19 protein-coding genes are annotated in these 22855 nt (G+C 59.0%); 17 read left to right on the forward strand and 2 right to left on the reverse strand.

Going from position 1 to position 22855, the window contains the following annotated elements:
• Positions 1-24 precede the first annotated feature (24 nt).
• The gene (gene prmB / locus GRX76_RS08625) at positions 25-957 is read left to right on the forward strand and encodes a 50S ribosomal protein L3 N(5)-glutamine methyltransferase (protein ID WP_160152941.1); all 933 of its coding nucleotides are present in this window, start codon (positions 25-27) and stop codon (positions 955-957) included.
• Between the two features lie 75 nt (positions 958-1032).
• Positions 1033-2133: a chorismate synthase gene (gene aroC / locus GRX76_RS08630; RefSeq protein ID WP_160152942.1), complete on the forward strand. Its 1101-nt coding sequence runs from the start codon at positions 1033-1035 to the stop codon at positions 2131-2133.
• Between the two features lie 77 nt (positions 2134-2210).
• On the opposite strand, the gene GRX76_RS08635 is transcribed toward aroC, so the two are convergent.
• On the reverse strand, positions 2211-2981 hold the full coding sequence (locus GRX76_RS08635) for a TIGR04219 family outer membrane beta-barrel protein (RefSeq protein WP_160152943.1): 771 nt from the start codon (positions 2979-2981) through the stop codon (positions 2211-2213).
• Positions 2982-3116: 135 nt separating this feature from the next.
• Positions 3117-3995 (reverse strand): LysR family transcriptional regulator, encoded by an 879-nt coding sequence (locus GRX76_RS08640; RefSeq protein WP_160152944.1) that lies wholly within the window; start codon positions 3993-3995, stop codon positions 3117-3119.
• 126 nt (positions 3996-4121) lie between these two features.
• Between GRX76_RS08640 and leuC the strand changes: the two genes are divergently transcribed.
• From leuC to purF, 15 genes are all read left to right on the forward strand, one after another.
• Positions 4122-5570 carry a 3-isopropylmalate dehydratase large subunit gene (leuC, locus tag GRX76_RS08645; RefSeq protein WP_160152945.1) on the forward strand — a complete coding sequence of 483 codons (1449 nt, stop codon included), beginning with the start codon at positions 4122-4124 and terminating at the stop codon, positions 5568-5570.
• A complete protein-coding gene (gene leuD, locus GRX76_RS08650; RefSeq protein ID WP_160152946.1) occupies positions 5570-6217 on the forward strand; it encodes a 3-isopropylmalate dehydratase small subunit in 648 nt (215 codons plus the stop codon). The genes leuC and leuD overlap by 1 nt, the downstream gene beginning before the upstream one ends.
• 45 nt (positions 6218-6262) lie before the next feature.
• The gene (leuB, locus tag GRX76_RS08655) at positions 6263-7336 is read left to right on the forward strand and encodes a 3-isopropylmalate dehydrogenase (protein WP_160152947.1); all 1074 of its coding nucleotides are present in this window, start codon (positions 6263-6265) and stop codon (positions 7334-7336) included.
• A gap of 84 nt (positions 7337-7420) precedes the next feature.
• Positions 7421-8536 carry an aspartate-semialdehyde dehydrogenase gene (asd, locus tag GRX76_RS08660; protein WP_160152948.1) on the forward strand — a complete coding sequence of 372 codons (1116 nt, stop codon included), beginning with the start codon at positions 7421-7423 and terminating at the stop codon, positions 8534-8536.
• Between the two features lie 180 nt (positions 8537-8716).
• Positions 8717-9712, forward strand: a complete 996-nt coding sequence (locus GRX76_RS08665; protein ID WP_160152949.1) for an Asd/ArgC dimerization domain-containing protein — start codon at positions 8717-8719, stop codon at positions 9710-9712.
• Between the two features lie 309 nt (positions 9713-10021).
• The gene (locus GRX76_RS08670) at positions 10022-13216 is read left to right on the forward strand and encodes a FimV/HubP family polar landmark protein (protein ID WP_160152950.1); all 3195 of its coding nucleotides are present in this window, start codon (positions 10022-10024) and stop codon (positions 13214-13216) included.
• Positions 13217-13339: 123 nt separating this feature from the next.
• Positions 13340-14224, forward strand: coding sequence for a tRNA pseudouridine(38-40) synthase TruA (truA, locus tag GRX76_RS08675; protein WP_160152951.1), 885 nt, complete (start codon positions 13340-13342; stop codon positions 14222-14224).
• 182 nt (positions 14225-14406) lie between these two features.
• Positions 14407-15054: a phosphoribosylanthranilate isomerase gene (locus tag GRX76_RS08680; protein WP_160152952.1), complete on the forward strand. Its 648-nt coding sequence runs from the start codon at positions 14407-14409 to the stop codon at positions 15052-15054.
• Positions 15051-16271, forward strand: a complete 1221-nt coding sequence (gene trpB, locus GRX76_RS08685; protein ID WP_160152953.1) for a tryptophan synthase subunit beta — start codon at positions 15051-15053, stop codon at positions 16269-16271. The genes GRX76_RS08680 and trpB overlap by 4 nt, the downstream gene beginning before the upstream one ends.
• A gap of 8 nt (positions 16272-16279) precedes the next feature.
• Positions 16280-17095 (forward strand): tryptophan synthase subunit alpha, encoded by an 816-nt coding sequence (gene trpA / locus GRX76_RS08690; protein WP_160152954.1) that lies wholly within the window; start codon positions 16280-16282, stop codon positions 17093-17095.
• A 220-nt stretch (positions 17096-17315) separates the two neighbouring features.
• The gene (accD, locus tag GRX76_RS08695; protein WP_160152955.1) at positions 17316-18170 is read left to right on the forward strand and encodes an acetyl-CoA carboxylase, carboxyltransferase subunit beta; all 855 of its coding nucleotides are present in this window, start codon (positions 17316-17318) and stop codon (positions 18168-18170) included.
• Positions 18171-18271: 101 nt separating this feature from the next.
• The gene (folC, locus tag GRX76_RS08700; RefSeq protein ID WP_160152956.1) at positions 18272-19525 is read left to right on the forward strand and encodes a bifunctional tetrahydrofolate synthase/dihydrofolate synthase; all 1254 of its coding nucleotides are present in this window, start codon (positions 18272-18274) and stop codon (positions 19523-19525) included.
• Positions 19526-19548: 23 nt separating this feature from the next.
• Complete coding sequence (locus GRX76_RS08705; protein ID WP_160152957.1) at positions 19549-20376, forward strand: SPOR domain-containing protein; 828 nt, start codon at positions 19549-19551, stop codon at positions 20374-20376.
• A 236-nt stretch (positions 20377-20612) separates the two neighbouring features.
• Positions 20613-21110 carry a CvpA family protein gene (locus GRX76_RS08710; RefSeq protein ID WP_160152958.1) on the forward strand — a complete coding sequence of 166 codons (498 nt, stop codon included), beginning with the start codon at positions 20613-20615 and terminating at the stop codon, positions 21108-21110.
• Between the two features lie 122 nt (positions 21111-21232).
• Positions 21233-22720, forward strand: a complete 1488-nt coding sequence (gene purF / locus GRX76_RS08715; protein ID WP_160152959.1) for an amidophosphoribosyltransferase — start codon at positions 21233-21235, stop codon at positions 22718-22720.
• Positions 22721-22855 lie beyond the last annotated feature (135 nt).

Raw genomic sequence — 22855 nt, forward strand, 5'->3', positions numbered from 1 at the left:
GCCAAAAATAGAGGAATATCGGCAATGATAGAGAAACGGGAGTCCAGTTTGCACGAATTGTGTACCATCCTGGATTATATCCGCTGGGGCGCCAGCCGCTTCAGTGAGGGGGAGCTCTGGTTTGGCCACGGCACGGACAATGCCTGGGACGAAGCTGTCCTGCTGGTCACCCACGCCCTGCACCTGCCCGTAGATAGCAAGCCTGAGATCCTCTCGGCGCGCCTGACCATGGACGAGCGTCGGGATGTCATGGGGGTACTGGAGAAGCGCCTCAACGAGCGCCTGCCCGCGCCCTATATCACCAACGAAGCCTGGTTCTGCGACCTGCCTTTTTATGTGGATGAGCGGGTACTGGTGCCGCGCTCTCCCATTGGCGAATTGATTCGCCAGCGCTTCGAACCCTGGCTGCAGGAAGAACCCTTGGCGATTCTCGACCTCTGCTGTGGCAGCGGTTGTATCGGTATCGCCTGCGCCTACACTTTCCCCGGTGCCCGCGTCGATGTCAGTGACATCTCCGCGGACGCCATTGCAGTGGCGCAAATCAATATCAACCGCCACCAGCTGAATGACGAAGTGCGCGCGGTGCAGTCGGATCTATTTGCTGGCCTCAAGGGTTGCAGTTACGACCTGATCGTCAGTAACCCGCCCTATGTTGACGCGCGTGACCTGGCAGAAATGCCACGGGAATACCATGCGGAACCGGGCCTGGCGCTGGGCTCCGGTGACGACGGCCTCGATTTCACCCGGCGTTTACTGCTGGAGGCTCCCGACTATTTGCAGCCGGAGGGTATTTTGGTTTGCGAGGTGGGCAACAGCTGGGAAGCGCTGGAGGCGGCCTATCCGCGGGTACCATTTGTATGGCCGGAGCTGGAAGACGGCGGGCACGGGATCTTTATGCTGACGCGGGAAGACCTCTTGGCCTGTCAAAGCTTTTTTGAAGAGGGTGCCAAGCCCTAGGCAGCAGAATCCTTTATAATGCGCCGCTTTTGTTGAAAAACGTCGAATAATTCACTGGGGTAGGGAATACCGGGTATGTCGGGTAACACTTTTGGCAAGCTGTTCTGTGTCACCACTTTTGGCGAGAGCCACGGTCCGGCGCTGGGCTGCATTATTGATGGCTGCCCTCCCGGGCTGGAAATTTCTGCCGAGGAAATCCAGCTGGAGCTGGACCGCCGCAAGCCGGGTACTTCCCGCTATACAACCCAGCGCCGCGAAGCCGACGAGGTCAAAATCCTCTCTGGCGTGTTCGAAGGCAAAACCACCGGAACCCCCATTGGCCTGCTGATCGAGAATACCGACCAGCGCTCCAAAGACTACGCCAATATCGCCGAGCAGATTCGCCCGGCGCACGCCGATTACACCTACTGGGCAAAGTATGGGCTGCGGGATTATCGCGGTGGTGGCCGCTCCTCTGCCCGCGAGACGGCCATGCGCGTGGCGGCCGGTGCCATTGCCAAGAAGTGGCTGAAACAGCAGTTTGGTATCGAGGTGCGGGGCTACCTTTCCCAGTTGGGGCCGATCAAGGTGGAAAAGCTGGACTGGTCACAGGTCGGTGAAAACCCCTTCTTCTGCCCGGATGCCGACAAGGTGCCGGAGATGGAAGAGTACATGCAGGCCCTGATCAAGGAAGGCAACTCCATCGGCGCGCGTATTTCCGTCCATGCCAGCGGCGTGCCTGCCGGTCTGGGTGAGCCGATTTTCGACCGCCTGGATGCAGATCTGGCGCACGCGCTGATGAGCATCAACGCGGTGAAGGGGGTGGAGATCGGTGCAGGCTTTGCTTCCGTTGAGCAAAAGGGCACCGAGCATCGCGATGAAATCACCGAATCCGGCTTCCAGTCCAACAACGCTGGTGGCGTGCTGGGCGGTATCTCCAGTGGTCAGGAGCTGATCGCCCATATCGCACTCAAGCCGACTTCCAGTCTGCGTATCCCGGGCAAAAGCCTGGATACCAACGGCAATCCCATCGAGGTGGTGACCAAGGGGCGTCACGACCCCTGTGTCGGTATCCGCGCGACGCCGATTGCTGAGGCGATGATGGCGCTGGTATTAATTGACCATGTACTGCGCCAGCGGGCCCAGAATGGCGATGTGGAATTTGGGCTGAAAATCCCCGTTGGTGAATCGATCTGATTCAACGAAAATTCAGGGCACAAAAAAAGGCGGAGCGCCGAAAACGCTCCGCCTTTTTTGTGTCTGCCCTGCGGTGATTACAGGTGCAGGCTCAGGCCCAGGTAGGGGCCCTTGATTTCCAGGTCGCTCTGGAAGGAGTCCAGCTCTTTCACGTCCAGGGACATGGCGCGGTAGCCGGCTTCCACGGCAAAATCGAGGGCCGGTACGAAGTCCCAGCGCACCTTGGCGGTCAGGTCGGTGTGGCTGTCGCCGTTGTAGCTGGTGCCGTTGCCCTGGGCAATGATGGACCAGCCGGTGAAGGGCAGGTCAAAGCGGGCTACGCCGTAAACCATCGGCAGCACGCCGGACAGTTCGATAGTCTCGGAAACTGGTTGGGTAGCGCCGACAACGGTGGGGGCGCTCCAATTGTTCGCAGCCTCAAAGGAGCCATCATACATTCGCGCTGTCAGACCGAGGTCGAGATTGACCCAGTTGTCCAGGATCTCGTAGTACAGGGTGGCGTCGGTGTGGGTCAGCGTCATGTTGGCATCGACCTCATAACCGGCTGCAAAGGTCGTATCGCCGAAAGTGACGTCCTCGCTCAGCATGGCGGCGCCATTGGTTTCGATCTTGCTGTGCGCCACCAGAATGTTGGGGATCAGCGGGATCGGGTGCTCCAGGGCTGCTTGCAGGAAAGTGACGTTGTCTTCGGTGAGCGAGAATTCGTCCGCGTTGAAGTCATCTACGCCCACGGCGCCGCTGTAGGCGGGCTGCCAGATGCCGGCGGTAGCGTCGAAGCCGAGGATGGTGTCAGCAGAGGCGCCGGCGGACGCCAGGGCCGCACAGAGTGCCAGGGTGTATTTTTTCATTGGAGTTGCTCCCGTTTTTATTTCTGCGGCGCAGTTTACCGGTTTTTTGTGAAGATTCCCTGAACAGTTAGCGTTTTTGGAACTTATTCGTGACCCTGTACTACTTTCCCGCCTCCGGCCCTATTTTGAAACATTTCAAAAGCCCTTGGCTTCCTTCACCAGCAGCTGTTGCAGGGCGTTGGCGGCATTGCTCAGGGTGCGATTGCGGTGATAGATGATCCCCAGATTCCGCAGAATACTCAGCTGCGGCATGGGCAGTTCCGCCAGGGTGCCGTCCACCAGGGTTTTGGGTAGCACGCTCCAACCGAGGCCGACACCGGCCATCATTTTGATGGTTTCCAGGAAGTTGGTGGCCAGTTTGGCAGTAAGTTTGAGGCCGTGGGCATCGAATTCCCGTTTGATCAGCCGCCCGGTGTAGGTGTTGAGATCGGGCAGGATGGCCGGGTACCGGGCCAGGGCGGGCAGGTCCAGCTCCGGCATCTGCGCCAGGGGGTGGTCCGGCGCGGCGACCACGACGCAGGGGTCGGGCCAGATGATCTGGGCATTGAGGCTGGGATAGTCCTTGAGGGCCAGGGTGACTACGGCGAGTTCGTATTCGCCGGCCATCAGGGCTTCATAGGCCTGCTCTGAGTCGAGGAAGTCGATGTCGAGGGAGACGTCCGGATAGAGGTTGCTGAATTCCCGCAGTACCGGCGGCAGGTGATGCAGGCCCACGTGGTGGCTGGTGGCAATCCGCAGGCTGCCGCCGATGGTTTCCCCTAGGCTGCGGAGCTCCCGCTCCGCATCGCTGACTTCGTTCAGGATGTGGCGGGCGCGGGGCAGCAGGGCGCGGCCGGCATTGGTCAGCTGGAGTTTGCGGCCGATACGGTCAAACAGCGGGGCGCCAAGCTGCTGCTCCAGCGAGGCCAGGCGCTTGCTCACTGCGGGCTGGGTCAGGTGCAGCTGTTCGGCAGCTTCCGACACAGAGTTTTGCTCGGCGATGGCGAGAAAGGCTCTAAGCCACTGGATTTCCATGGGGGTGTTTCTCGATGGTTGCTTCCAGGTATTCCAAAAGCGAATGCGCCATATAATAAATATAAATTGATGTTATTCAATGCCCCCCCTAGACTTCCGCATGTTATCCATAGAGGAGATGGGGCAATGGGCCAAGAAGAGCATAAAAAACAGACGCTTTACGACAAACTCTGGCAAGACCACCTGGTAAAAAGCCGCGACGACGGCACTGCACTGATTTATATCGACCGCCACCTGATTCACGAAGTGACCTCGCCCCAGGCCTTCGAAGGACTACGCCTGGCTGGTCGCAAGCCCTGGCGTACCGATTCCGTGGTGGCAACGCCGGACCACAATGTGCCGTCGGATGCCGCAGAGCGCGCGGGTGGTATTGAAGGTATCCAGGATGAGGTTTCCCGGATCCAGGTGAAGACCCTGGATGAGAACTGCAAGGACTTCGGTATCGTTGAATTTGGTATCAACGACCCCGGCCAGGGCATTGTGCATGTGATCGGGCCGGAGACCGGTGTGACCCTGCCGGGTATGACCGTTGTGTGTGGCGATTCCCACACGTCTACCCACGGCGCTCTGGGTGCACTGGCCCACGGCATCGGCACATCCGAGGTGGAGCACGTGATGGCCACCCAGTGCCTGATTCAGAAGAAAATGAAAAATATGCTGGTGCGCGTGGACGGTGAACTCGGCCCAGGCGTGACCGCGAAAGACGTCGTGCTGGCGATCATCGGCAAGATCGGTACCGCCGGTGGCACCGGTTACGCCATCGAGTTTGGCGGTTCTGCAATCCGCAGTCTGTCCATGGAAGGCCGCATGACCATCTGCAATATGGCCATCGAAGCTGGCGCCCGCGCGGGCATGGTAGCGGTGGATCAGGTCACTCTGGACTATGTGAAAGGCAAGCCCTATGCACCCAAGGGGGAGCAGTGGGACATGGCGGTGGCGAGCTGGAGCCGTTTGCATTCCGACGACGGCGCGCATTTCGATGCGGTCGTTGAGCTGAAAGCGGAAGAAATCGAGCCGCAGGTGAGCTGGGGTACTTCTCCGGAAATGGTTGTGCCGGTGAGCGCAGTGGTACCGAGCCCGACAGACGAGAGCGATGCCACCAAAAAGGCCGGTATCGAGCGCGCGCTGGAGTATATGGGACTGACTGCTGGCCAGAAGATCACCGATATCAATCTGGACCGGGTCTTTATCGGTTCCTGCACCAACTCCCGTATCGAAGACCTGCGCGCGGCGGCCGCGGTGGCCAAGGGGCACAAGAAAGCCGATAGCGTAAAACAGGTGCTGGTAGTCCCCGGTTCACAGTCAGTGAAGGCGCAGGCCGAGAAAGAAGGGCTGGATAAAGTGTTTGTCGAAGCGGGCTTCGAATGGCGCGAGCCTTCCTGCTCCATGTGTCTGGCTATGAATGCGGACAAGCTGGGTGCCGGAGAGCACTGCGCCTCCACTTCCAACCGCAACTTTGAAGGTCGTCAGGGCTATGGTGGCCGCACCCACCTGGTGAGCCCGAGTATGGCGGCGGCAGCGGCCATTGCCGGCCATTTTGTGGATGTACGTGAATTTCAAAAGGAGGCGAGCTGATGAAAGCTTTTACCCAGCATAAAGGCGTTGCCGCCCCGATGGACCGCGCCAATGTGGATACGGATCTGATTATTCCCAAGCAGTTCCTGAAGTCCATCAAGCGGTCCGGATTTGGTCCGAACCTGTTTGATGAGCTGCGCTATCTGGACGAGGGCCAGCCTGGGCAGGATCACAGCAAGCGCCCGCTGAACCCGGATTTTCCGCTGAACCACCCCCGTTACCAGGGGGCTTCAGTACTGCTTGCGCGCAAGAACTTCGGTTGTGGTTCCAGCCGCGAACACGCGCCCTGGGCACTGGATGATCACGGCTTCCGCGTCGTCATTGCGCCGAGCTTTGCCGATATTTTCTTTAACAACTGCTTCAAGAACGGCCTTTTACCGATCGTTCTGGAAGAAGAAATTGTCGAACAGTTGTTCCAGGAAATGTACGCGGAAGAGGGGTACGAGCTGACCGTAGACCTGGAAGCGCAGGTGGTGATCAAGCCCAATGGCGAAACTCATGCGTTTGAAGTGGATACCTTCCGCAAGCACTGCCTGTTAAACGGCCTTGATGACATCGGCCTGACGCTGGAAGACGCAGATGATATCCGTGCCTATGAAGCCAAGCGTCGCGAGCAGGCGCCCTGGTTGTTTGATGCCGTAAAGTAATTGCTGAGCAAGCAGTACTAGGCCAACAGAATAATTGGAAAAACAATGAGCAAGAAAATCATGATTCTGCCGGGCGATGGTATTGGCCCGGAAATTGTCGAGCAGGCGGTTGCGGTACTGAAAACCGTTGATGAAAAATTTGGCTTGGGCCTTGCGTTCACGGAAGGCCTGATCGGCGGTGCCTCTATCGATGCCCACGGCGAGCCGCTGACCGATGCCGAGCTGGCCAAGGCCGGTGAGTGCGATGCCGTACTACTGGGCGCGGTGGGTGGTCCCAAGTGGGATACCCTGGATCGCGCCATCCGCCCGGAAAAAGGCCTGCTGAAAATTCGCAGCGGTCTCGGCCTCTACGCCAACCTGCGTCCGGCTATCCTTTATCCGCAGCTGGCAGATGCCTCTTCGCTGAAGCCGGAAGTGGTGTCCGGCCTGGATATCCTGATTGTGCGCGAACTCACCGGTGGTATTTATTTCGGTGAGCCCCGCGGCATCAAAACACTCGAGAATGGCGAGAAGCAGGGCTATAACACCTACGTCTATAAAGAGTCAGAGATCGAGCGTATTGCCCGCACCGCATTTGAAGCGGCGCAAAAGCGCGGCGGCAAGCTGTGCTCTGTAGACAAGGCCAACGTACTGGAAGTTACGGTGCTGTGGCGCGAAGTACTGGATCGCCTGGCGCCGGAATACCCGGACGTGGAGCTGTCCCACATGTATGTGGACAACGCAGCCATGCAGCTGGTGCGTGCACCCAAGCAGTTTGACGTGATGGTAACCGGCAATATGTTCGGCGATATCCTGTCCGACGCCGCCGCCATGCTGACCGGTTCCATCGGCATGCTGCCGTCGGCCTCCATGAACGAAACTGGCTTTGGCCTGTATGAGCCGTGTCACGGCAGTGCACCGGATATCGCCGGGCAGGGCATTGCCAACCCGCTGGCGACGATTTTGTCTGCCGCCATGATGCTGCGTTACTCGCTGGATATGGGTGAAGCGGCCGATGCCATCGAGGCGGCAGTGAGCAAGGTTCTGGATCAGGGACTGCGCACCGCGGACATTTACACCGATGGCTGTAAAAAAGTCTCCACCGCGGAAATGGGCGCAGCTGTGGTGGCCGCTTTCTAATTTCGCAAGCCGCTCCGCCGTCTTCCCCGCGCGACAAGCGCGCGGGGATCCAGAAACAACTGATTGATTCAACAGGGTAATGCAATGAACAAGGTAGGATTCGTAGGCTGGCGCGGTATGGTCGGCTCCGTATTGATGGGCCGCATGCTGGAAGAAAACGACTTCGCGCATATCGCTGAGCCGGTATTTTTCTCCACATCCAATGCTGGTGGTAAGGCGCCGGAGATTGGTAAAGAAGTGGCGCCTCTCAAAGACGCCTACGACCTGGACGCGCTGGCAGAGCTGGACGCTATCGTCAGCTGCCAGGGTGGTGATTACACCAAAGAGGTATTCGGCAAGCTGCGCGAAAAAGGCTGGAACGGCTACTGGATTGATGCGGCTTCCAGCCTGCGTATGCAGGACGACGCTATCATCGTGCTGGATCCGGTGAACCGCGATGTGATTGATCAGGGTATCGAATCCGGCGTGAAAAATTACATCGGCGGCAACTGCACCGTGAGCCTGATGCTGATGGGCCTCGGCGGCCTGTTCAAGGCCGGTCTGGTGGAGTGGGTAACCGCCATGACCTATCAGGCGGCCAGTGGTGCCGGTGCCAAGAATATGCGCGAGCTGATTTCCCAGATGGGCAGTATTCGCGACGGCGTCGCGCCTGAACTGGCGGATCCCGCCAGTGCGATTCTGGATATCGACCGCAAAGTGGTTGAGAACATGCGCAGTGGCGATTTCCCGACCTCCGAGTTTGGTGCGCCATTGGCCGGCAGCCTGCTGCCCTGGATCGACACCCAGCTGGAATCCGGCCAGAGCCGCGAAGAGTGGAAGGCCCAGGTGGAAGCCAACAAGATCCTCGGTACCAGCGCTACTGTACCGGTAGATGGCACCTGCGTACGAATTGGCGCCATGCGCTGCCACAGCCAGGCGTTTACCGTGAAGCTGAAGAAAGATCTGCCGCTGGCAGAAATCGAACAGCTGATTGGCTCTGCCAACGACTGGGTGAAGGTTGTGCCCAACGACCGCGAAGTGACTCTGAAAGAGCTGACCCCGACCGCGGTGACTGGCAAGCTGGATATTCCGGTAGGTCGCCTGCGCAAGTTGAGCATGGGTGGCGAGTACCTGAACGCCTTCACCGTGGGCGATCAGCTGCTGTGGGGTGCTGCGGAGCCGCTGCGTCGCGTGCTGCTGATCCTGTTAGGCAAGCTGTAAGGTCTTGCAGATCGCAAAATAGATCGCAAAATTGCCCATTTCGCCGCCCCATCTCCCGGGGCGGCTTCCCCCCGCCTTCCGCGCGAGTATAATCGCCCCGCATTTTTTACTGTTGCATTAATGGTCGAAGTGACCGGCAAGTGCGCAAATTCGCTCAGACGTACAGACAAGAGTTCAGATATGACAGAGTCCACCCGGGAACTGGTGATCGTTGGTGTTGGCAGTGCGGCGTTTAATGCCCTGCTGGAAATTCTGGAGGAGCGCGAAACGATTACCGCCGGGCAGCTGAAACTGTTGTCAGCCGATGAGGCGGATGTGGATCCGCAGGTATTTGCCAACCGCAGTATTGCGGTGCAGTCGCTCAAAGATTTCGCGTTTGCCGAAAACCAGGTGCTGCTGGTGCTGGAAACCGGGGAAACCGCTGAGGCGGCCATGGCCCGGGCAGAACTGGCCGGCGCCTGGGTGGTGGATGCGGCGGGCATCAGCCGCGGCGATGAGAGTGTTGAACTGATCCACCCGCTGTTGAATCCGGCTGTACTGCAGAGTCTGGATCGCAAAGTGATCGCTGTGCCGGGTGCCGGTGCGGCGATGGTCGCCGAAGCGCTGTTTCCGCTGGCATCACAGCTGCAGTCGGTGGAGGTGATTCTGAATCAGCCGGTATCTGCGCTGGGTAAAAGCAGTGTGGATGCGGCCGCTGCGCAGACCGCGCGCCTGTTCAATGGCCAGGAGCCGGAGGTGGATGAGGCGACCGGGCAACGACTGGCGTTCAATCACCTTAGCTCCGCCGAGGCGCTGCTGGACAGCGGTCACAACTTCAGTGAGCTGGCGCTGGTGCTGGAACTGCGTCGCTTGCTGGGCGATGACGTTGCCCTGGATGCCACGGTAAATACCGCCTCGGTATTTCACGGTCAGCTGGCCAATTTGTGCGTGCAGCTGAAAGAGCCTGCAAGCTTGGAGGTGGTGCGCGGATTGTTGAAAAATGGCGCGCGCCTGGAAATGCGCGACCGCCCCTCGGCGCAGGATGCCGTGGGAAGCGAGAATACATTGATAGGCCGCCTGCGCTCGGGCCTGATCAGCCCCAAGCAGGTCAATTTTTGTGCTGTATCCGACAATCTGCGCAAAGACGTGGCAATTAACTGTGTACAGATTGTCCACTTGTTGCTAAAAACCCATTGATATTTAATACTTAGCGGCCTTTCTGAAGGTTTCTCATTAACTTTGCCCACACGTGGGCACGGCACTGTCTGGGGGCACGGACAGTGAAAAGTGTGAGAAATCGGGATTGGTTTCGCTTTTTTCGGGGGGCGACTCTTTCGTTGGCTTTTTTGCTGGAAAGTTTCGCCGGAGAGTAGAGCCTGGTGTCTAGCACCGGTTCTTTTGAATAATTATTGTGCAGAAAGCTGCACGAGCTGGTTTCTGTTGTTTGGCTGTTGGCTGATTTTTGTACAGATTCTGGCGTGATTCTAACAATAAAGGGAATCGGATATGCGTGTGCAAAAGCTGGCACTTGCGGTTGGTCTGGTCAGCGCACTGGGTGGCAACGGGGCTCTGGCACTCGGCCTGGGTGAGATCAAACTGAACTCCACCCTCAATCAGCCTCTCAATGCGGAAATCAAACTGCTGCAGACCCGTGGTCTGGGCGAGAGCGAAATCAAGGTCCGCCTGGCCAATGCCGAAGACTTTGAGCGCGCGGGTGTAGAGCGTACCTATTCGCTGGACGATCTGAGCTTTGACGTCGATTACTCCAGTGGTCAGCCGGTTGTCCGTATTTCCAGCCGCACACCGATGCGCGAACCTTTTCTGAATTTCCTGGTAGAGACCCGCTGGCCCAGTGGCCGTTTGCTGCGGGAATACACCTTGCTGATGGATCTGCCGGCCTTCTCCACCAATACCGCATCCCAGCCGGTACAGGCTGCCGAGCGCGAGCGTCAGCAAGTACGCCGCGAAGCGCCGGTGCAGAAACCGCTACAGCCCACGATTCAGCGCACGCCAGAGCCGGTACAGGCACCGGCTGAGCTGCCAGCGGAACCTGTTGAGTCCCTGGACACGACTGCCGATGAGCCTCAGGCGCCGGTCTACGAAGAACCGGCAACCCAGTATGCCGAGCCGCAGGTCGAAACTGCAGCGGATTCCGGCAGCCGGGTGTACGGCCCGGTTGAGGCGAACAAGACCCTGTGGGAAATCGCGCGCGATAGCCGCGAGACTCGCGAGCTGTCTGTGCAGCAGACCATGCTGGCGATCCAGCGCCTCAACCCTGAGGCCTTTATCAACAACAATATCAACCTGCTGAAGAAAGGCTCGGTATTGCGCCTGCCGACCGCAGAAGAAGTGCGCAATCTGACCCTGACCGAAGCGGTTTCTCAGGTGGCGACCCAGAACGACGCCTGGCGCGAGCGGGTAGGCACTGTCGATAGTGAAGTTACCGGTGCGCCACTGGATGGTCGCGCGGCGGTGGAAGAAACCGTTGAGAGCGATGTGCTTGAAGGGCGGGTCTCCCTGGCGGCTCCGGGTGACAACGAGTCCGTGTTGTCCGGTTCCGGCAGCGGTAGCAGCGAAAGTGATGCCCTGGAAGGTGAGCTTGCCGTTTCTGAAGAGGAGCTCGACAAGTCCCGTCTGGAAAATACCGAATTGCAGGAGCGTATCGGCGAGCTCAATGAGCAGATCGATACCATGGAGCGCCTGGTAGAAGTTTCCAATGAGGAAATGCAGGCGGTGCAGGCGGCCGCTGAACAGTCTGCCGAGACTGCAGAGAGCGAGTTTGAACCTGTTGAAGAGGGCGCCTTTGCCTCCGAGCAGAACGGCGACAACCAGGACTCCGCCGCGGATGAACTGAACAGCGACGAGCTGACACAGACCGACGCTGAAACCGTGGGCGGTGAGCCGGTCGTTGCGGCAGAGCCGGAAGCTGCCGATACCGCTTCAGAAGACGACGATGCGCGCAACCGCGTGGTCGTTCAGACGGCTTCCGAGCCGACACTGGTTGAGCGCCTGATGGACAACATTCAGCTGATCGGCATTGGTGCCGGTGCACTGCTGGTGGGTCTGTTTGGCTTCTTTACCTGGCGTCGTCGCAAGGAAGAAGAGGAAGCTATTCGCCAGGTGGAAGCGGAGATGGCCGCGGAGCGTGCGCTGGCGGAAGCGCCTGAGCCGGCGATTGAGGATGACAATCTGGCTGCCGTGGAAGAGCTGGAAGCCAGTGATGGTTTCGATCTCGATCAGCTGGGTGAAGTGGAAACCGATGATCCGGTGGCCGAGGCAGAAATTCACCTGTCGCTGGGACAGTATCAGGAAGCCGAAGCCAAGCTGCAGGCTGGCCTGGCCGCCGCGCCCGCCAATGTCGACGCGCGCCTGATGTTGCTGGAAGTTTATGCACACCAGCAGAGCGCTGATCGCTTCGACGATCAGTATCGTCAATTGCTGGGTTACAGTGATGGCCCGGCCGCGGATCGTGCGGCACGCCTGCGGGAAACCATTGCCGGCATTGGTCCGTTTGAAGCGCCGGAAACCGATTTTTCCAGTGAATCCCTGGAAGCGGCCCAGCTCGACGACATGGGTGCTGATTTTGACATCGAAGCGAGCTTCGACGATCTGGATGAATTCTCTGGCAGTAAACCCGAGGCTGGCACCGCTGCGGAAACAGATGCCGACGACGATTTTGGCCTGCTGGACGATCTGTCTCTCGACCTGGACGACGACACCACGCAATTGCCTGCGCAAGAGTCCCTGGCCGAAGCGTCGTCCGAGAATGATGACTTCTCCCTGGATCTGGATCTCGCGGATGACCTCGACAGTGAGTTGAGCGGCGAGCTGGAAAACGTGGGGGAATTGCCTTCGGACGATGGATTCACCTTCGAGTCTCTCGACGACTCGTTTACTGAATCCCCGGAAGAAGCCAGCGGCGATTCGGAGCTTACTCTGGATCTGGAGCTGGATACCCAGTGGGATGCAGACCCGGTGGCCGATGCGGCGCAGAGTGACGTGACTGCGGCAGATTCTGAAAGCGACAGCTTTGATCTCGACGACATGGTCGTCGACGGGGAGCTGGACCTGGATAGCCTGGACGACCTGGACCTGGAGTCCAGCTTCGAGGTGGCTGCTGAAGCAACGGAAGCGCAGCCGGCGGCATCTGCCAGTGCGGAAGTTGCAGAAGGTGGGCTTGAGTTCGACCTGGATTTGACGCCGATGGATGATGCGGCGGAGCTGGATGATGCATCCGCTAGCGCGCAAGCTGGTGATGCCAGCGATCTCGATGATCTGGACAGTTTTGGTGATGACCTGGATGGCCTGGATCTCGATAGCATCGATCTTGGCGATCTGGACCTCGGTGGCGACGATTTGGTTGCTTCTGGCGAGTCCGCCTCTGGTGAGTTTGAGCTGGAAGGGGATCTGGCGATTGCTGAAGAGCAGTCGGTTGTGAAAGCTCCTGCACAGGCTCCCGCCAAACCGGCTGCGGATGATGCAGAGCTGAGCGACCTCGGCTTCAATCTGGAAAGCGATCTGGACTCTGAGCTGAACCTGCTGGAAGGCAGTGATGAGGTCAGCACCAAGCTGGAGCTGGCTCAGGCCTACCTGGATATGGGCGACAAAGAAGGTGCCCGTGAAATTTTGGGTGAGGTGGTCGAAGAGGCTGCCGGTGAACACCAGCAGCGCGCCAAGGACATGTTGGCGCGCATGAGCTGATCATTCAGTTCGCTGGCCCAGAGCAACAACACTTTGACCCCGCTTCCAGCGGGGTCTTTCTTTTCTGGATGACCGTCTTTCTGGGCGAGTATCGCTGTTGAAGGCGGTGTAAAATTCCGCGGAATGATGAACAAAATTTACCACTACAAACCCAATGGCGAAGTGCCTCCGGGAGAGTCCTTACCGGAGGGGCTGCGGCGTATTGCTCTGGGCGTGGAGTACTGCGGTACCCGCTTGCGGGGGTTCCAGAAGCAGAAACACGATACGCAGACGGTGCAGGAAATCCTGGAAAAGGCGCTGTCCAAAGTCGCGGCGGAAGACATCACCCTGGTGTGTGCCGGGCGCACAGACGCCGGGGTGCACGCTACCGGCCAGGTTATTCATTTTGATACCCGTGCGGTGCGTCCCACCAAGGCCTGGATCCAGGGGGTGAATACCCAGATGCCGTTTGATGTGCGGGTGCACTGGGCGCAAGAGATGCCGCCCCAGTTTCACGCGCGCTTTTCTGCCCGTAACCGCACTTATCGCTACCTGATTCACAGTGCGCCTACACGTTCGGCACAGGCGTCGAGCGAGGTGACCTGGACAGAGCGCAAGTTGGATATGGCGGCAATGCGCGAAGGTGCCCGGCATCTTATTGGCGAGCATGACTTCAGCAGCTTTCGCGCGGCCCAGTGCCAGGCGAAATCGCCGGTGCGCCGTCTTACCCGGCTGGATATTGGCCTGGTTGGCCAGCTGATTGTGCTGGAGGTCAGCGCTACGGCGTTTCTGCACCATATGGTGCGCAATATCACCGGTGTGCTGATGGCGGTGGGGCGCGGCGATCGCGACCCGGACTGGGTTCGGGAAGTATTGGAAGCGCGGGATCGCACCGCAGCCGGGGTAACCGCCCCGCCTTTCGGGCTCTATCTGGTGGATGTGCAATATCCCGATGAGTTTGTATTGCCTGCGGTGCTGCCCGGGCCACTACTGGTACCGAAACCCCTGGGCTCTATCGGTCATTCGTAAGAGCTTCTTGTGAGGGTCTCTTGTGAATGCCCTGCAGCATGACTCTCGCGTTTCGCCAGATTCCCCAATCTGCTAGTATCGCGGGCTCTCCAAATTTCTCTGCTGCCGGCGCCCCGGGATTGATGGCGGTTCCTCTGTGATTGGGGGCTGGCCCGCCTGGCAGCTTCAGCGGTGTATGGATTATGCGCGTAAAAATCTGCGGGATTACCTGTGTCGAAGACGCTCTGTTGGCGGTAGATGCTGGCGCAGATGCACTGGGCCTGGTGTTTTATCCGCCGAGCCCCCGCAATGTTTCCCTCGATCAAGCGGCAGAAATCGCCCGCGCCGTGTCGCCCTTTGTGGTGTTGACCGGGCTTTTCGTGGATGCCCACCCGCAGCAACTGGAGCAGGTGCTGGAGCAGGTGCCACTGAATCTGCTGCAGTTCCACGGTGATGAAACGGCACCATACTGTCGCCAGTTTCGCCGCCCCTATATCAAGGCGTTGAGGATGAAACCGGAACTGGATCCGGTGGAGGCCATGGCCGCCTACCCGGATGCCCGGGGTATTTTGCTGGATGCCTACCGCAAGGGGGTGCCCGGCGGTACCGGAGATACCTTCGACTGGCAACGGGTGCCGCAAAATAGTGGTCGCCCGATCATTCTCGCGGGTGGTCTGAATCCGGATAACGTGGCACAGGCGATTCTCAGTGCCGGCCCGGATGCCGTCGATGTTAGTGGTGGTGTCGAAGAGGCACCAGGAAAAAAAGATGCCCGCAAAGTACGCGCGTTTATCCGCGCGGCCAGGTCTGCGGCCGCTACACAGAATTTACACAAGGAGTTTGAGCAGTGACTAAATCCACATCGCCCATCGATTACGGGGCCTACCCGGATGCCCGTGGTCATTTCGGGGAGTTTGGTGGACGCTTTGTGTCCGAGACGTTGATCAGTGCCCTGGATGAGCTCCAGGAAATGTATCAGCGCCTGAAAGGCGACCCCGATTTCCAGGCGGCATTTGATTACGATCTGGCCCACTATGTGGGGCGTCCATCGCCACTGTATCTCGCGGAGCGCCTGACCGCTGCCGCAGGTGGCGCGCGCATCTGGCTCAAGCGGGAAGACCTGAATCACACCGGCGCCCACAAGGTGAATAACACCGTAGGCCAGGCTTTGCTGGCCAAGCACAGCGGCAAGAGCCGGGTAATTGCGGAGACCGGTGCCGGTCAGCACGGCGTAGCGACCGCCACTGTCGCGGCGCGATTGGGGCTCAAGTGTGCCGTTTACATGGGGGCCGAAGACGTTAAGCGTCAGTCCCCCAATGTGTACCGCATGAAACTGCTGGGGGCGGAAGTCATCCCGGTAGAGTCCGGCTCCAAAACCCTGAAAGACGCCATGAATGAAGCCATGCGCGACTGGGTGACCAATGTCGATGATACCTTCTACATCATTGGCACCGTGGCCGGCCCGCACCCATACCCGCAGCTGGTGCGGGATTTCAACTCCGTGATTGGCCGCGAAGCGCGCCGCCAGAGCCTGGAGCAGTTCGGGCAGTTGCCGGACGCGCTGGTTGCCTGTGTGGGCGGAGGCTCCAATGCCATCGGCCTGTTCCACCCGTTCCTCGACGATGCGTCGGTAAAAATGTACGGCGTGGAAGCCGGCGGTGATGGCCTGGAAACCGGCCGCCACGCGGCGCCGCTGAACGACGGTGTGCCGGGAATCCTGCACGGTAACCGCACTTACCTGATGGAAGATGAGGACGGCCAGATTATCGAGACCCACTCGGTTTCCGCTGGCCTGGATTATCCGGGCGTTGGTCCCGAGCATTCCTGGCTGAAAGATATTGGCCGGGTGGAATATGTCACCGCCAACGACGATGAAGCGCTGAATGCCTTCCGTACACTGACCCGCGCAGAAGGCATTATTCCGGCACTGGAATCCAGCCACGCGGTGGCCTATGGCATGAAGTTGGCGGCCACCATGTCGCCGGAACAGAACATCGTTGTGAATCTTTCCGGTCGTGGCGATAAGGATATCTTCACCGTTGCCGCGATCGACGGCATTGAAGTGTAAGGAGCGGGATGGTGACTGCATTGAACAACAGAATCGACAAACGCTTCGCCAAACTGCGCGATGAAGGCCGCAAGGCGCTGGTGACTTACATTGTGGCCGGCGATGGTGGCCTGGAAAATACCGTGGATCTGATGCACCAGCTGGTGGCCAGCGGCTCGGACCTGATCGAGCTGGGTGTCCCTTTTTCCGATCCGATGGCGGAAGGGCCGGTTATCCAGAAAGGCCACGAACGTGCACTGGAGCAGAAAGCGTCGCTGCGCAAATGTCTGGCGCTGGTAAAAGAATTCCGCGCGAAAGATACGGAAACCCCGGTGATCCTGATGGGCTACGCCAATCCCATTGAAAAAATGGGTGCGGAAGCGTTTGCGGATGGCCTCAAAGAGGCTGGTGCCGATGGCGCCCTGACGGTAGACCTGCCGGCGGAAGAGGCGGGGCCCCTGAACGACTTGCTGAAGGCGCGCGAGCTGTGCAATATCTTTTTGCTCACGCCCACCACCAGCGACGAGCGCATCGCGCAAATCACGCGTTTGGCCAGTGGCTTTGTCTACTATGTATCCTTGAAAGGGGTCACCGGTGCCGGACACCTGGACCTGGATTCGGTGCGCGATAACCTGGCCCGAATTCGCCGCCACACGGACCTGCCGCTGTGCGTTGGCTTCGGGATCAAAGACGGTGCCTCTGCCAAGGCGGTGAGTGCTGATGGCGACGGCGCGGTTGTGGGCAGTGTGCTGGTCTCTGCCGTGGGCGCGTCCGCCGACGGTGCGGAAGCCAAGGATCGTATCGGCGTCTTGGTCGGCGAAATGCGCAGTGCCCTGGACGCCTGATTTCGCTGGTAGATTCAGGTGCCAGGGGCGTTTGGCCAGAAAGCCCGGATGCGCGGCTTAACTGGCCAAGAGCAATACTTTTGAAAGTGGTTTAATTCGCGGTTTCAGAATTAGTGGTCACTTAAACTTTGTCGGGCCGCAAGGTGTACTTGCCGGGGTGCCTGCCATGTCGGCAGTACGCAATTCGTAAGACGGTCAAACAACGAATTTTGGAAGCAGAATGAGCTGGTTAGAAAAAATTGTTCCCGCGGTCATTCGCACCGAGCGCCGTACCGGTGCCAGCAAGGTGCCGGAAGGTGTCTGGAAAAAGTGCGTCAAGTGCGATGCCACCTTGTACCTGCCGGAGCTGGAGCGGAATCTGGATGTTTGCCCCAAGTGCGACCATCACTTTCGCATCGGTGCGCGCCGTCGCCTGGATATGTTCCTGGATACCGAGCACCGCGAAGAGCTGGCCACCGATGTTGAGCCGGTGGATCGTCTGAAGTTCAAGGACGTCAAAAAGTACAAAGATCGTCTCACCCAGGCCCAGAAGGCCACCGGTGAAAAAGACGCGCTGATCGCCATGCAGGGGTTGCTGGAAGGCAAGCCGCTGGTTGCGGTAGCGTTTGAGTTTGCCTTCCACGGCGGCTCCATGGGATATGTGGTGGGGGAGAAATTCACCCGTGCAGCCCAGCGTGCACTGGAAGAAAATATCCCGCTGGTCTGCTTCTCCGCCACCGGTGGCGCACGTATGCAGGAGGCGTTGATCTCCCTGATGCAGATGGCGAAGACTTCGGCGGTGCTGGAAAAATTGCGTATGGCGGGTGTGCCTTACATTTCCATCATGACCGACCCGGTGTACGGCGGCGTTTCCGCGTCCCTGGCACTGCTGGGGGATATCAATGCGGCGGAGCCGGGCGCGCGTGCGGGCTTCGCAGGCCCGAACATTATCGAGCAGACCATTCGCCAGAAGCTGCCCAAAGGCTTCCAGCGTGCGGAATTCCTGCTGGAGCACGGCGCCATCGACATGATCATTCCGCGCCACGATATGCGTAATACGGTGAGCCGCCTGTTGGGCAAACTCAGCAACAACTGATCCGGCCTCGCTGATCCGGGCCCTGCCGCTCTGGCAGGGCTCGTTCTCTCCTTCTTTCCCGACTAGAATTCCTCCCTCTTTTCAGCAAATTCTGGCATCTCATGCACGATCTCCAATCCTGGCTGGCTCGCCTGGAACAATTGCACCCCACCGAAATTGAACTGGGCCTGGCGCGGGTTTCCGCTGTCGCCCATACACTGGGTGTGCAGGTGCCTGCGCGCAGAGTGATTACCGTTGCCGGCACCAATGGTAAAGGCAGTTGCGTGCGGTCCATGGAGGCGCTGTTGCTGGCGGGCAACCATAGTGTTGGCGCCTACAGTTCTCCCCACTTGCTGCGCTTCAACGAGCGGGTGCGGATCGGTGGTGAAGAGGTTTCCGACGCCGCGCTGATTGAGGCGTTTGAGGCGGTGGAGCAGGCGCGCGGTGAAACCAGCCTCACTTACTTTGAATTCACGACACTGGCGGCATTCTGGCTGTTCAAGCGGGCGGATGTGGAGTTTGCGCTGCTGGAAGTGGGGCTCGGCGGGCGCCTGGATGCGGTCAATCTGGTAGATGCCGATATCGCCATCATTACCAGTGTGGCAGTGGATCATGAAGCCTGGCTGGGTAGTGACCGGGAGGTGATTGGCCGCGAGAAGGCGGGGATCCTGCGAGCGGGCAAAACGTTTGTCTGTGCCGATCCGCAACCACCGGCTTCCGTGGTGGATATTGCCAGTAAGCTTGGCTGTGACAGTTACTACATCGGCCACGAGTTCAGCCTGCAGGGCAATCATTATCGATTCGATGCCAAACCGGAACTGGTGCTGGGGCTGCCGGCATTGCAACTGCCGCCACCCAGCGTTGCTGCGGCGATTACCGCTCTGGCACTGGCGGGTGAATTGCCGGGGGCCGATCAGGTGTGTGAGGTACTTGAGAATCTGCGCATGCCGGGGCGCTGTCAGGCGCTCCAATGGCAGGGCCAAAACCTGGTGCTGGATGTAGGCCATAACCCGGCGGCGGCAGAGTATCTTGCCGCCTGGCTCGAGCGCAATTCTGTCACTGGCCGTACCCTGGCGCTGGTGGCCGCGATGGCGGACAAGGATCTGGCCGGACTGATCGCGCCCTTAAAAGAAGCGGTGGATCACTGGTATCCGGCACTTTTGCCAGATAATCCGCGGGCAGCGGGAGAGGACCAGTTACTGGCGGGCCTGGCCGCGGGGGGCGTTCCTGCCCAACAGGTCAATACGCCCTGCATGGCTGTGTCCAGCCAGCTGCAGCGCGCCGCGGCAGCGCTGGCGGCGGGAGACAGGTTGCTTGTATTCGGTTCTTTCTTTACCGTTGCAGAAGTACTGCAGCTCACCCAAGAGCCGACATAGCAAACGGACAAGAGAACAACCGCATGGCCAGCCGGGATCGTGATTCTGACGCTTTTATGCCATCTGCCTCCAGTCGAGGGGGGCGGGGAGGTAGCGAGGGCGCAAACCGTGGTGGAAACAATGGTGCAAACCGCAGTGCGGGTCGTCGCCGCCTGAACGATGGGGTCAAGCAGCGTATTGTGGGTGCCCTGGTGCTGGCTGCACTGGCGGTGATCTTTCTGCCAACGCTGTTTGACCGTGAAGGGGCGCGCTATATCGATGTGACCAGCCAGATCCCGGCGCCCCCGGATATCAAGCCCATTGTGATCGCCGAGCCGCAGCCGGTGGACGGCATTGATGCGGCGCCACCGGTCAATGAGGTGTTCCAGCCGGATTTTGTTGAACAGAAAGCCCCGGCACCCGATCCTGAAACGGTCACTTTACCGCCGGAACCGGAGCCCGCTCAGGCTATTGCGTCCAAAGCGGCGTCGAAAGCGGAATCGAAGGTAGCGCCAGAAGAGACCGTGGCTGCCGCTGCGCCGGTCCGTAAGGCCGAGCCTGTGACTGAAAAGCAACCCGAACCCGAACCGCAGTTGCCCGCCGAGGAAACCCAGCTGGACGATCAGGGACTGCCCGAGGGCTGGGTGGTGCAGGTGGCGGCCTATAAAGAGTCAGCCAGCGCCGAACGCATGCGCGGCAAATTGATGGATGCGGGCTTCCGCGCCTATACCCGCGCAGTAGATACCCCCAAGGGACGCTTTGTGCGGGTATTCGTCGGGCCCAAGCTCAGTCGTGTGGACGCTCAGTCAGACAAGCGGAAGCTGGATAAACTACTGAAAACCGAGACCTTGATCCTGCGCTATCGCGCCTGATGTGGCTTTTTCTCCGGTGACCTTTTCTGTGGTGACCTTACCATTCAGGCCTTTTCCGGCTGGAAAAGGGGCGAATATCCCTGTGAATCGGTGGGAAATGGCGGTCATCCTGTGGCCCGGCACCGGGCGGCTTTCCACTCGATTTCACTGGATTTCGTGAACGGCTTCACTGGCCCGGGTCGGTACGTTAGAATGCGCGCTCTTCGCGGCAGCCGCCGCGTAGCAGGTAGGGTTGAATGAACTGGGCTGACTGGACCATTCTGGCAATTGTCGCCATCTCCACGCTGATCGGCTTGAGCCGAGGCTTCGTGCGCGAAGTCCTGTCGCTGCTCACCTGGGTGGCTGCATTCGTGGTGGCGATGATGTTCCGCGACCAGCTGGCACCGCTGCTCTCCAACCTCGTCGATACGCCCTCATTACAGGCCATAGCCGCCTTTGCCATCCTGTTCATCTTTACCCTGCTGGCCGGAGCCGGCCTGAATATGACCCTGTCTGCGTTTGTGGAGGCCACCGGCCTTTCCGGCACGGATCGGGTGCTGGGTATGGTGTTTGGATTGTTCCGCGGCTGCATCATTGTGATGGCACTGCTGATCTTTGCGCCGGCACTGGCGCCGGTGAACGAAGACGGTTGGTGGCAGGAATCGACGTTGATACCGCATTTTCTCGAATTTGAGGATCGCGCGCGCGAAGCGGCAGGCGCGATCAAGGACTTCTTCGCAGGGCAACTGGATTGATCTCTGGGCAGCGGGATGCAGCGCCGGGTTTTACCGTTCTCGTTTTGAACTAGTTTCACAATGGTTTTGTTCATTGTTGAAACCATTTGCAAATGTCTTAAATGACTGGGGTTATCTGAAGTATGTGTGGCATTGTTGGAATCGTCGGTAAGAGTGACGTCAATCTGCAGTTGTATGACGCCCTCACCCTGTTGCAGCACCGGGGCCAGGATGCCGCGGGTATCTTTACCTGTGATGGAGATCGCCTGAATCAGCAAAAAGCCAATGGCCTGGTGCGCGATGTTTTCCGCGCCCGCCATATGCAGCGCCTGACGGGCAACTACGGCATCGGCCATGTGCGCTATCCCACCGCAGGTGGTTCCGGCCCGGCCCTGGCGCAACCGTTCTACGTGAACTCCCCCTACGGCATCGCCATGGCCCACAATGGCAACCTCACCAATAAAGAGCAGGCGATGGCCGAGATCTATCAGCAGGATCTCCGTCACATCAGCACCGACTCCGATTCCGAAGTGCTGCTCAACGTGTTTGCCCACGAGCTGCTGGCGCAGCACAAACTGCAGCCCAAAGCAGAAGATATCTTCACTGCCATGCGCGCGGTGCACAAGCGCATTCGCGGTGGTTACGCCTGCGTGGCGCTGATTGTCGGCTACGGCGTGGTCGCTTTCCGCGATCCCAACGGTATTCGCCCGCTGGTCTACGGCAAGCGTGAAACCGAGCAGGGCACCGAGTATATGGTGGCCTCTGAATCGGTGGCGCTGGATGTGCTGGGTTACACCCTGGTGCGCGACGTGGCGCCGGGTGAGTGCATCTACATCGAAGTGGATGGCACTGTGCACTCCGAACAGTGCGCGGAAAACCCGCAGCTGAACCCGTGTATTTTCGAACACGTGTACTTCGCCCGTCCGGACTCCATCATGGACGGTATTTCCGTACACAAAGCGCGTCTGCGCCAGGGTGAGCACCTGGCTGAAAAAATCCTGCGCGAGCGTCCGGATCACGATATCGATGTGGTCATCCCGATTCCGGACTCCTCCCGCTCCGCCGGCCAGATGGTTGCCCATCGCCTGGGTGTGAAGTTCCGTGAAGGTATGGTGAAAAACCGCTATATCGGCCGTACCTTTATCATGCCGGGTCAGAAGCAGCGCAAGAAATCTGTGCGTCAGAAACTGAACCCGATCGAGCTGGAATTCCGCGGCAAGAATGTATTGTTGGTGGATGATTCCATCGTGCGCGGTACTACCTGTAAGCAGATTATCCAGATGGCGCGCGATGCCGGTGCCAACAAGGTGTACTTCGCTTCTGCGGCACCCGCGGTGAAGTACCCGAATGTGTACGGTATCGATATGCCTTCGGCGACCGAGCTGGTTGCCCATGAGCGCACTACTGAAGAAGTGTGTGAGGAGATTGGTGCGGATTGGCTGGTTTACCAGGACCTGGAAGACCTGATTATTTCTTCTGCTGACGGCAACAATGAGATCAAGGAATTTGATTGCGCGGTCTTCGATGGCAAGTACATCACCGGTGATGTGACCGAGGAATACCTCAACAGTTTGCACGCGGCGCGCAATGACAACGCGAAAGCAAGTAAGGGCAGCGATAGCGCTCTCTGACGCTTTATTTTTGCATTGCTCTCCAAGCTTCGGCCCACCACTCGGTGGGCCGATTTGTTTCTGCCAGACCCTGACTTTCTGTGCTTTCGTCATTCTTGGGTTAAGATAACCGGTTCCAATCATTTGTAACCCGGG

This window comes from Microbulbifer sp. ALW1, assembly GCF_009903625.1.
In the GTDB taxonomy this organism is placed as follows: domain Bacteria; phylum Pseudomonadota; class Gammaproteobacteria; order Pseudomonadales; family Cellvibrionaceae; genus Microbulbifer.

Bases quoted from the DNA above. Each gene is read 5' to 3' on its own strand.
- GRX76_RS08670 (WP_160152950.1), top strand. From the start codon at position 10,022: ATGCGTGTGCAAAAGCTGGCACTTGCGGTTGGTCTGGTCAGCGCACTG.
- folC (WP_160152956.1), top strand. From the start codon at position 18,272: ATGCACGATCTCCAATCCTGGCTGGCTCGCCTGGAACAATTGCACCCC.
- GRX76_RS08635 (WP_160152943.1), bottom strand. From the start codon at position 2,981: ATGAAAAAATACACCCTGGCACTCTGTGCGGCCCTGGCGTCCGCCGGC.
- GRX76_RS08705 (WP_160152957.1), top strand. From the start codon at position 19,549: ATGGCCAGCCGGGATCGTGATTCTGACGCTTTTATGCCATCTGCCTCC.
- accD (WP_160152955.1), top strand. From the start codon at position 17,316: ATGAGCTGGTTAGAAAAAATTGTTCCCGCGGTCATTCGCACCGAGCGC.
- leuB (WP_160152947.1), top strand. From the start codon at position 6,263: ATGAGCAAGAAAATCATGATTCTGCCGGGCGATGGTATTGGCCCGGAA.
- GRX76_RS08680 (WP_160152952.1), top strand. From the start codon at position 14,407: ATGCGCGTAAAAATCTGCGGGATTACCTGTGTCGAAGACGCTCTGTTG.
- GRX76_RS08665 (WP_160152949.1), top strand. From the start codon at position 8,717: ATGACAGAGTCCACCCGGGAACTGGTGATCGTTGGTGTTGGCAGTGCG.
- asd (WP_160152948.1), top strand. From the start codon at position 7,421: ATGAACAAGGTAGGATTCGTAGGCTGGCGCGGTATGGTCGGCTCCGTA.
- leuC (WP_160152945.1), top strand. From the start codon at position 4,122: ATGGGCCAAGAAGAGCATAAAAAACAGACGCTTTACGACAAACTCTGG.
- leuD (WP_160152946.1), top strand. From the start codon at position 5,570: ATGAAAGCTTTTACCCAGCATAAAGGCGTTGCCGCCCCGATGGACCGC.
- truA (WP_160152951.1), top strand. From the start codon at position 13,340: ATGATGAACAAAATTTACCACTACAAACCCAATGGCGAAGTGCCTCCG.
- purF (WP_160152959.1), top strand. From the start codon at position 21,233: ATGTGTGGCATTGTTGGAATCGTCGGTAAGAGTGACGTCAATCTGCAG.
- GRX76_RS08710 (WP_160152958.1), top strand. From the start codon at position 20,613: ATGAACTGGGCTGACTGGACCATTCTGGCAATTGTCGCCATCTCCACG.
- aroC (WP_160152942.1), top strand. From the start codon at position 1,033: ATGTCGGGTAACACTTTTGGCAAGCTGTTCTGTGTCACCACTTTTGGC.
- GRX76_RS08640 (WP_160152944.1), bottom strand. From the start codon at position 3,995: ATGGAAATCCAGTGGCTTAGAGCCTTTCTCGCCATCGCCGAGCAAAAC.
- prmB (WP_160152941.1), top strand. From the start codon at position 25: ATGATAGAGAAACGGGAGTCCAGTTTGCACGAATTGTGTACCATCCTG.
- trpA (WP_160152954.1), top strand. From the start codon at position 16,280: ATGGTGACTGCATTGAACAACAGAATCGACAAACGCTTCGCCAAACTG.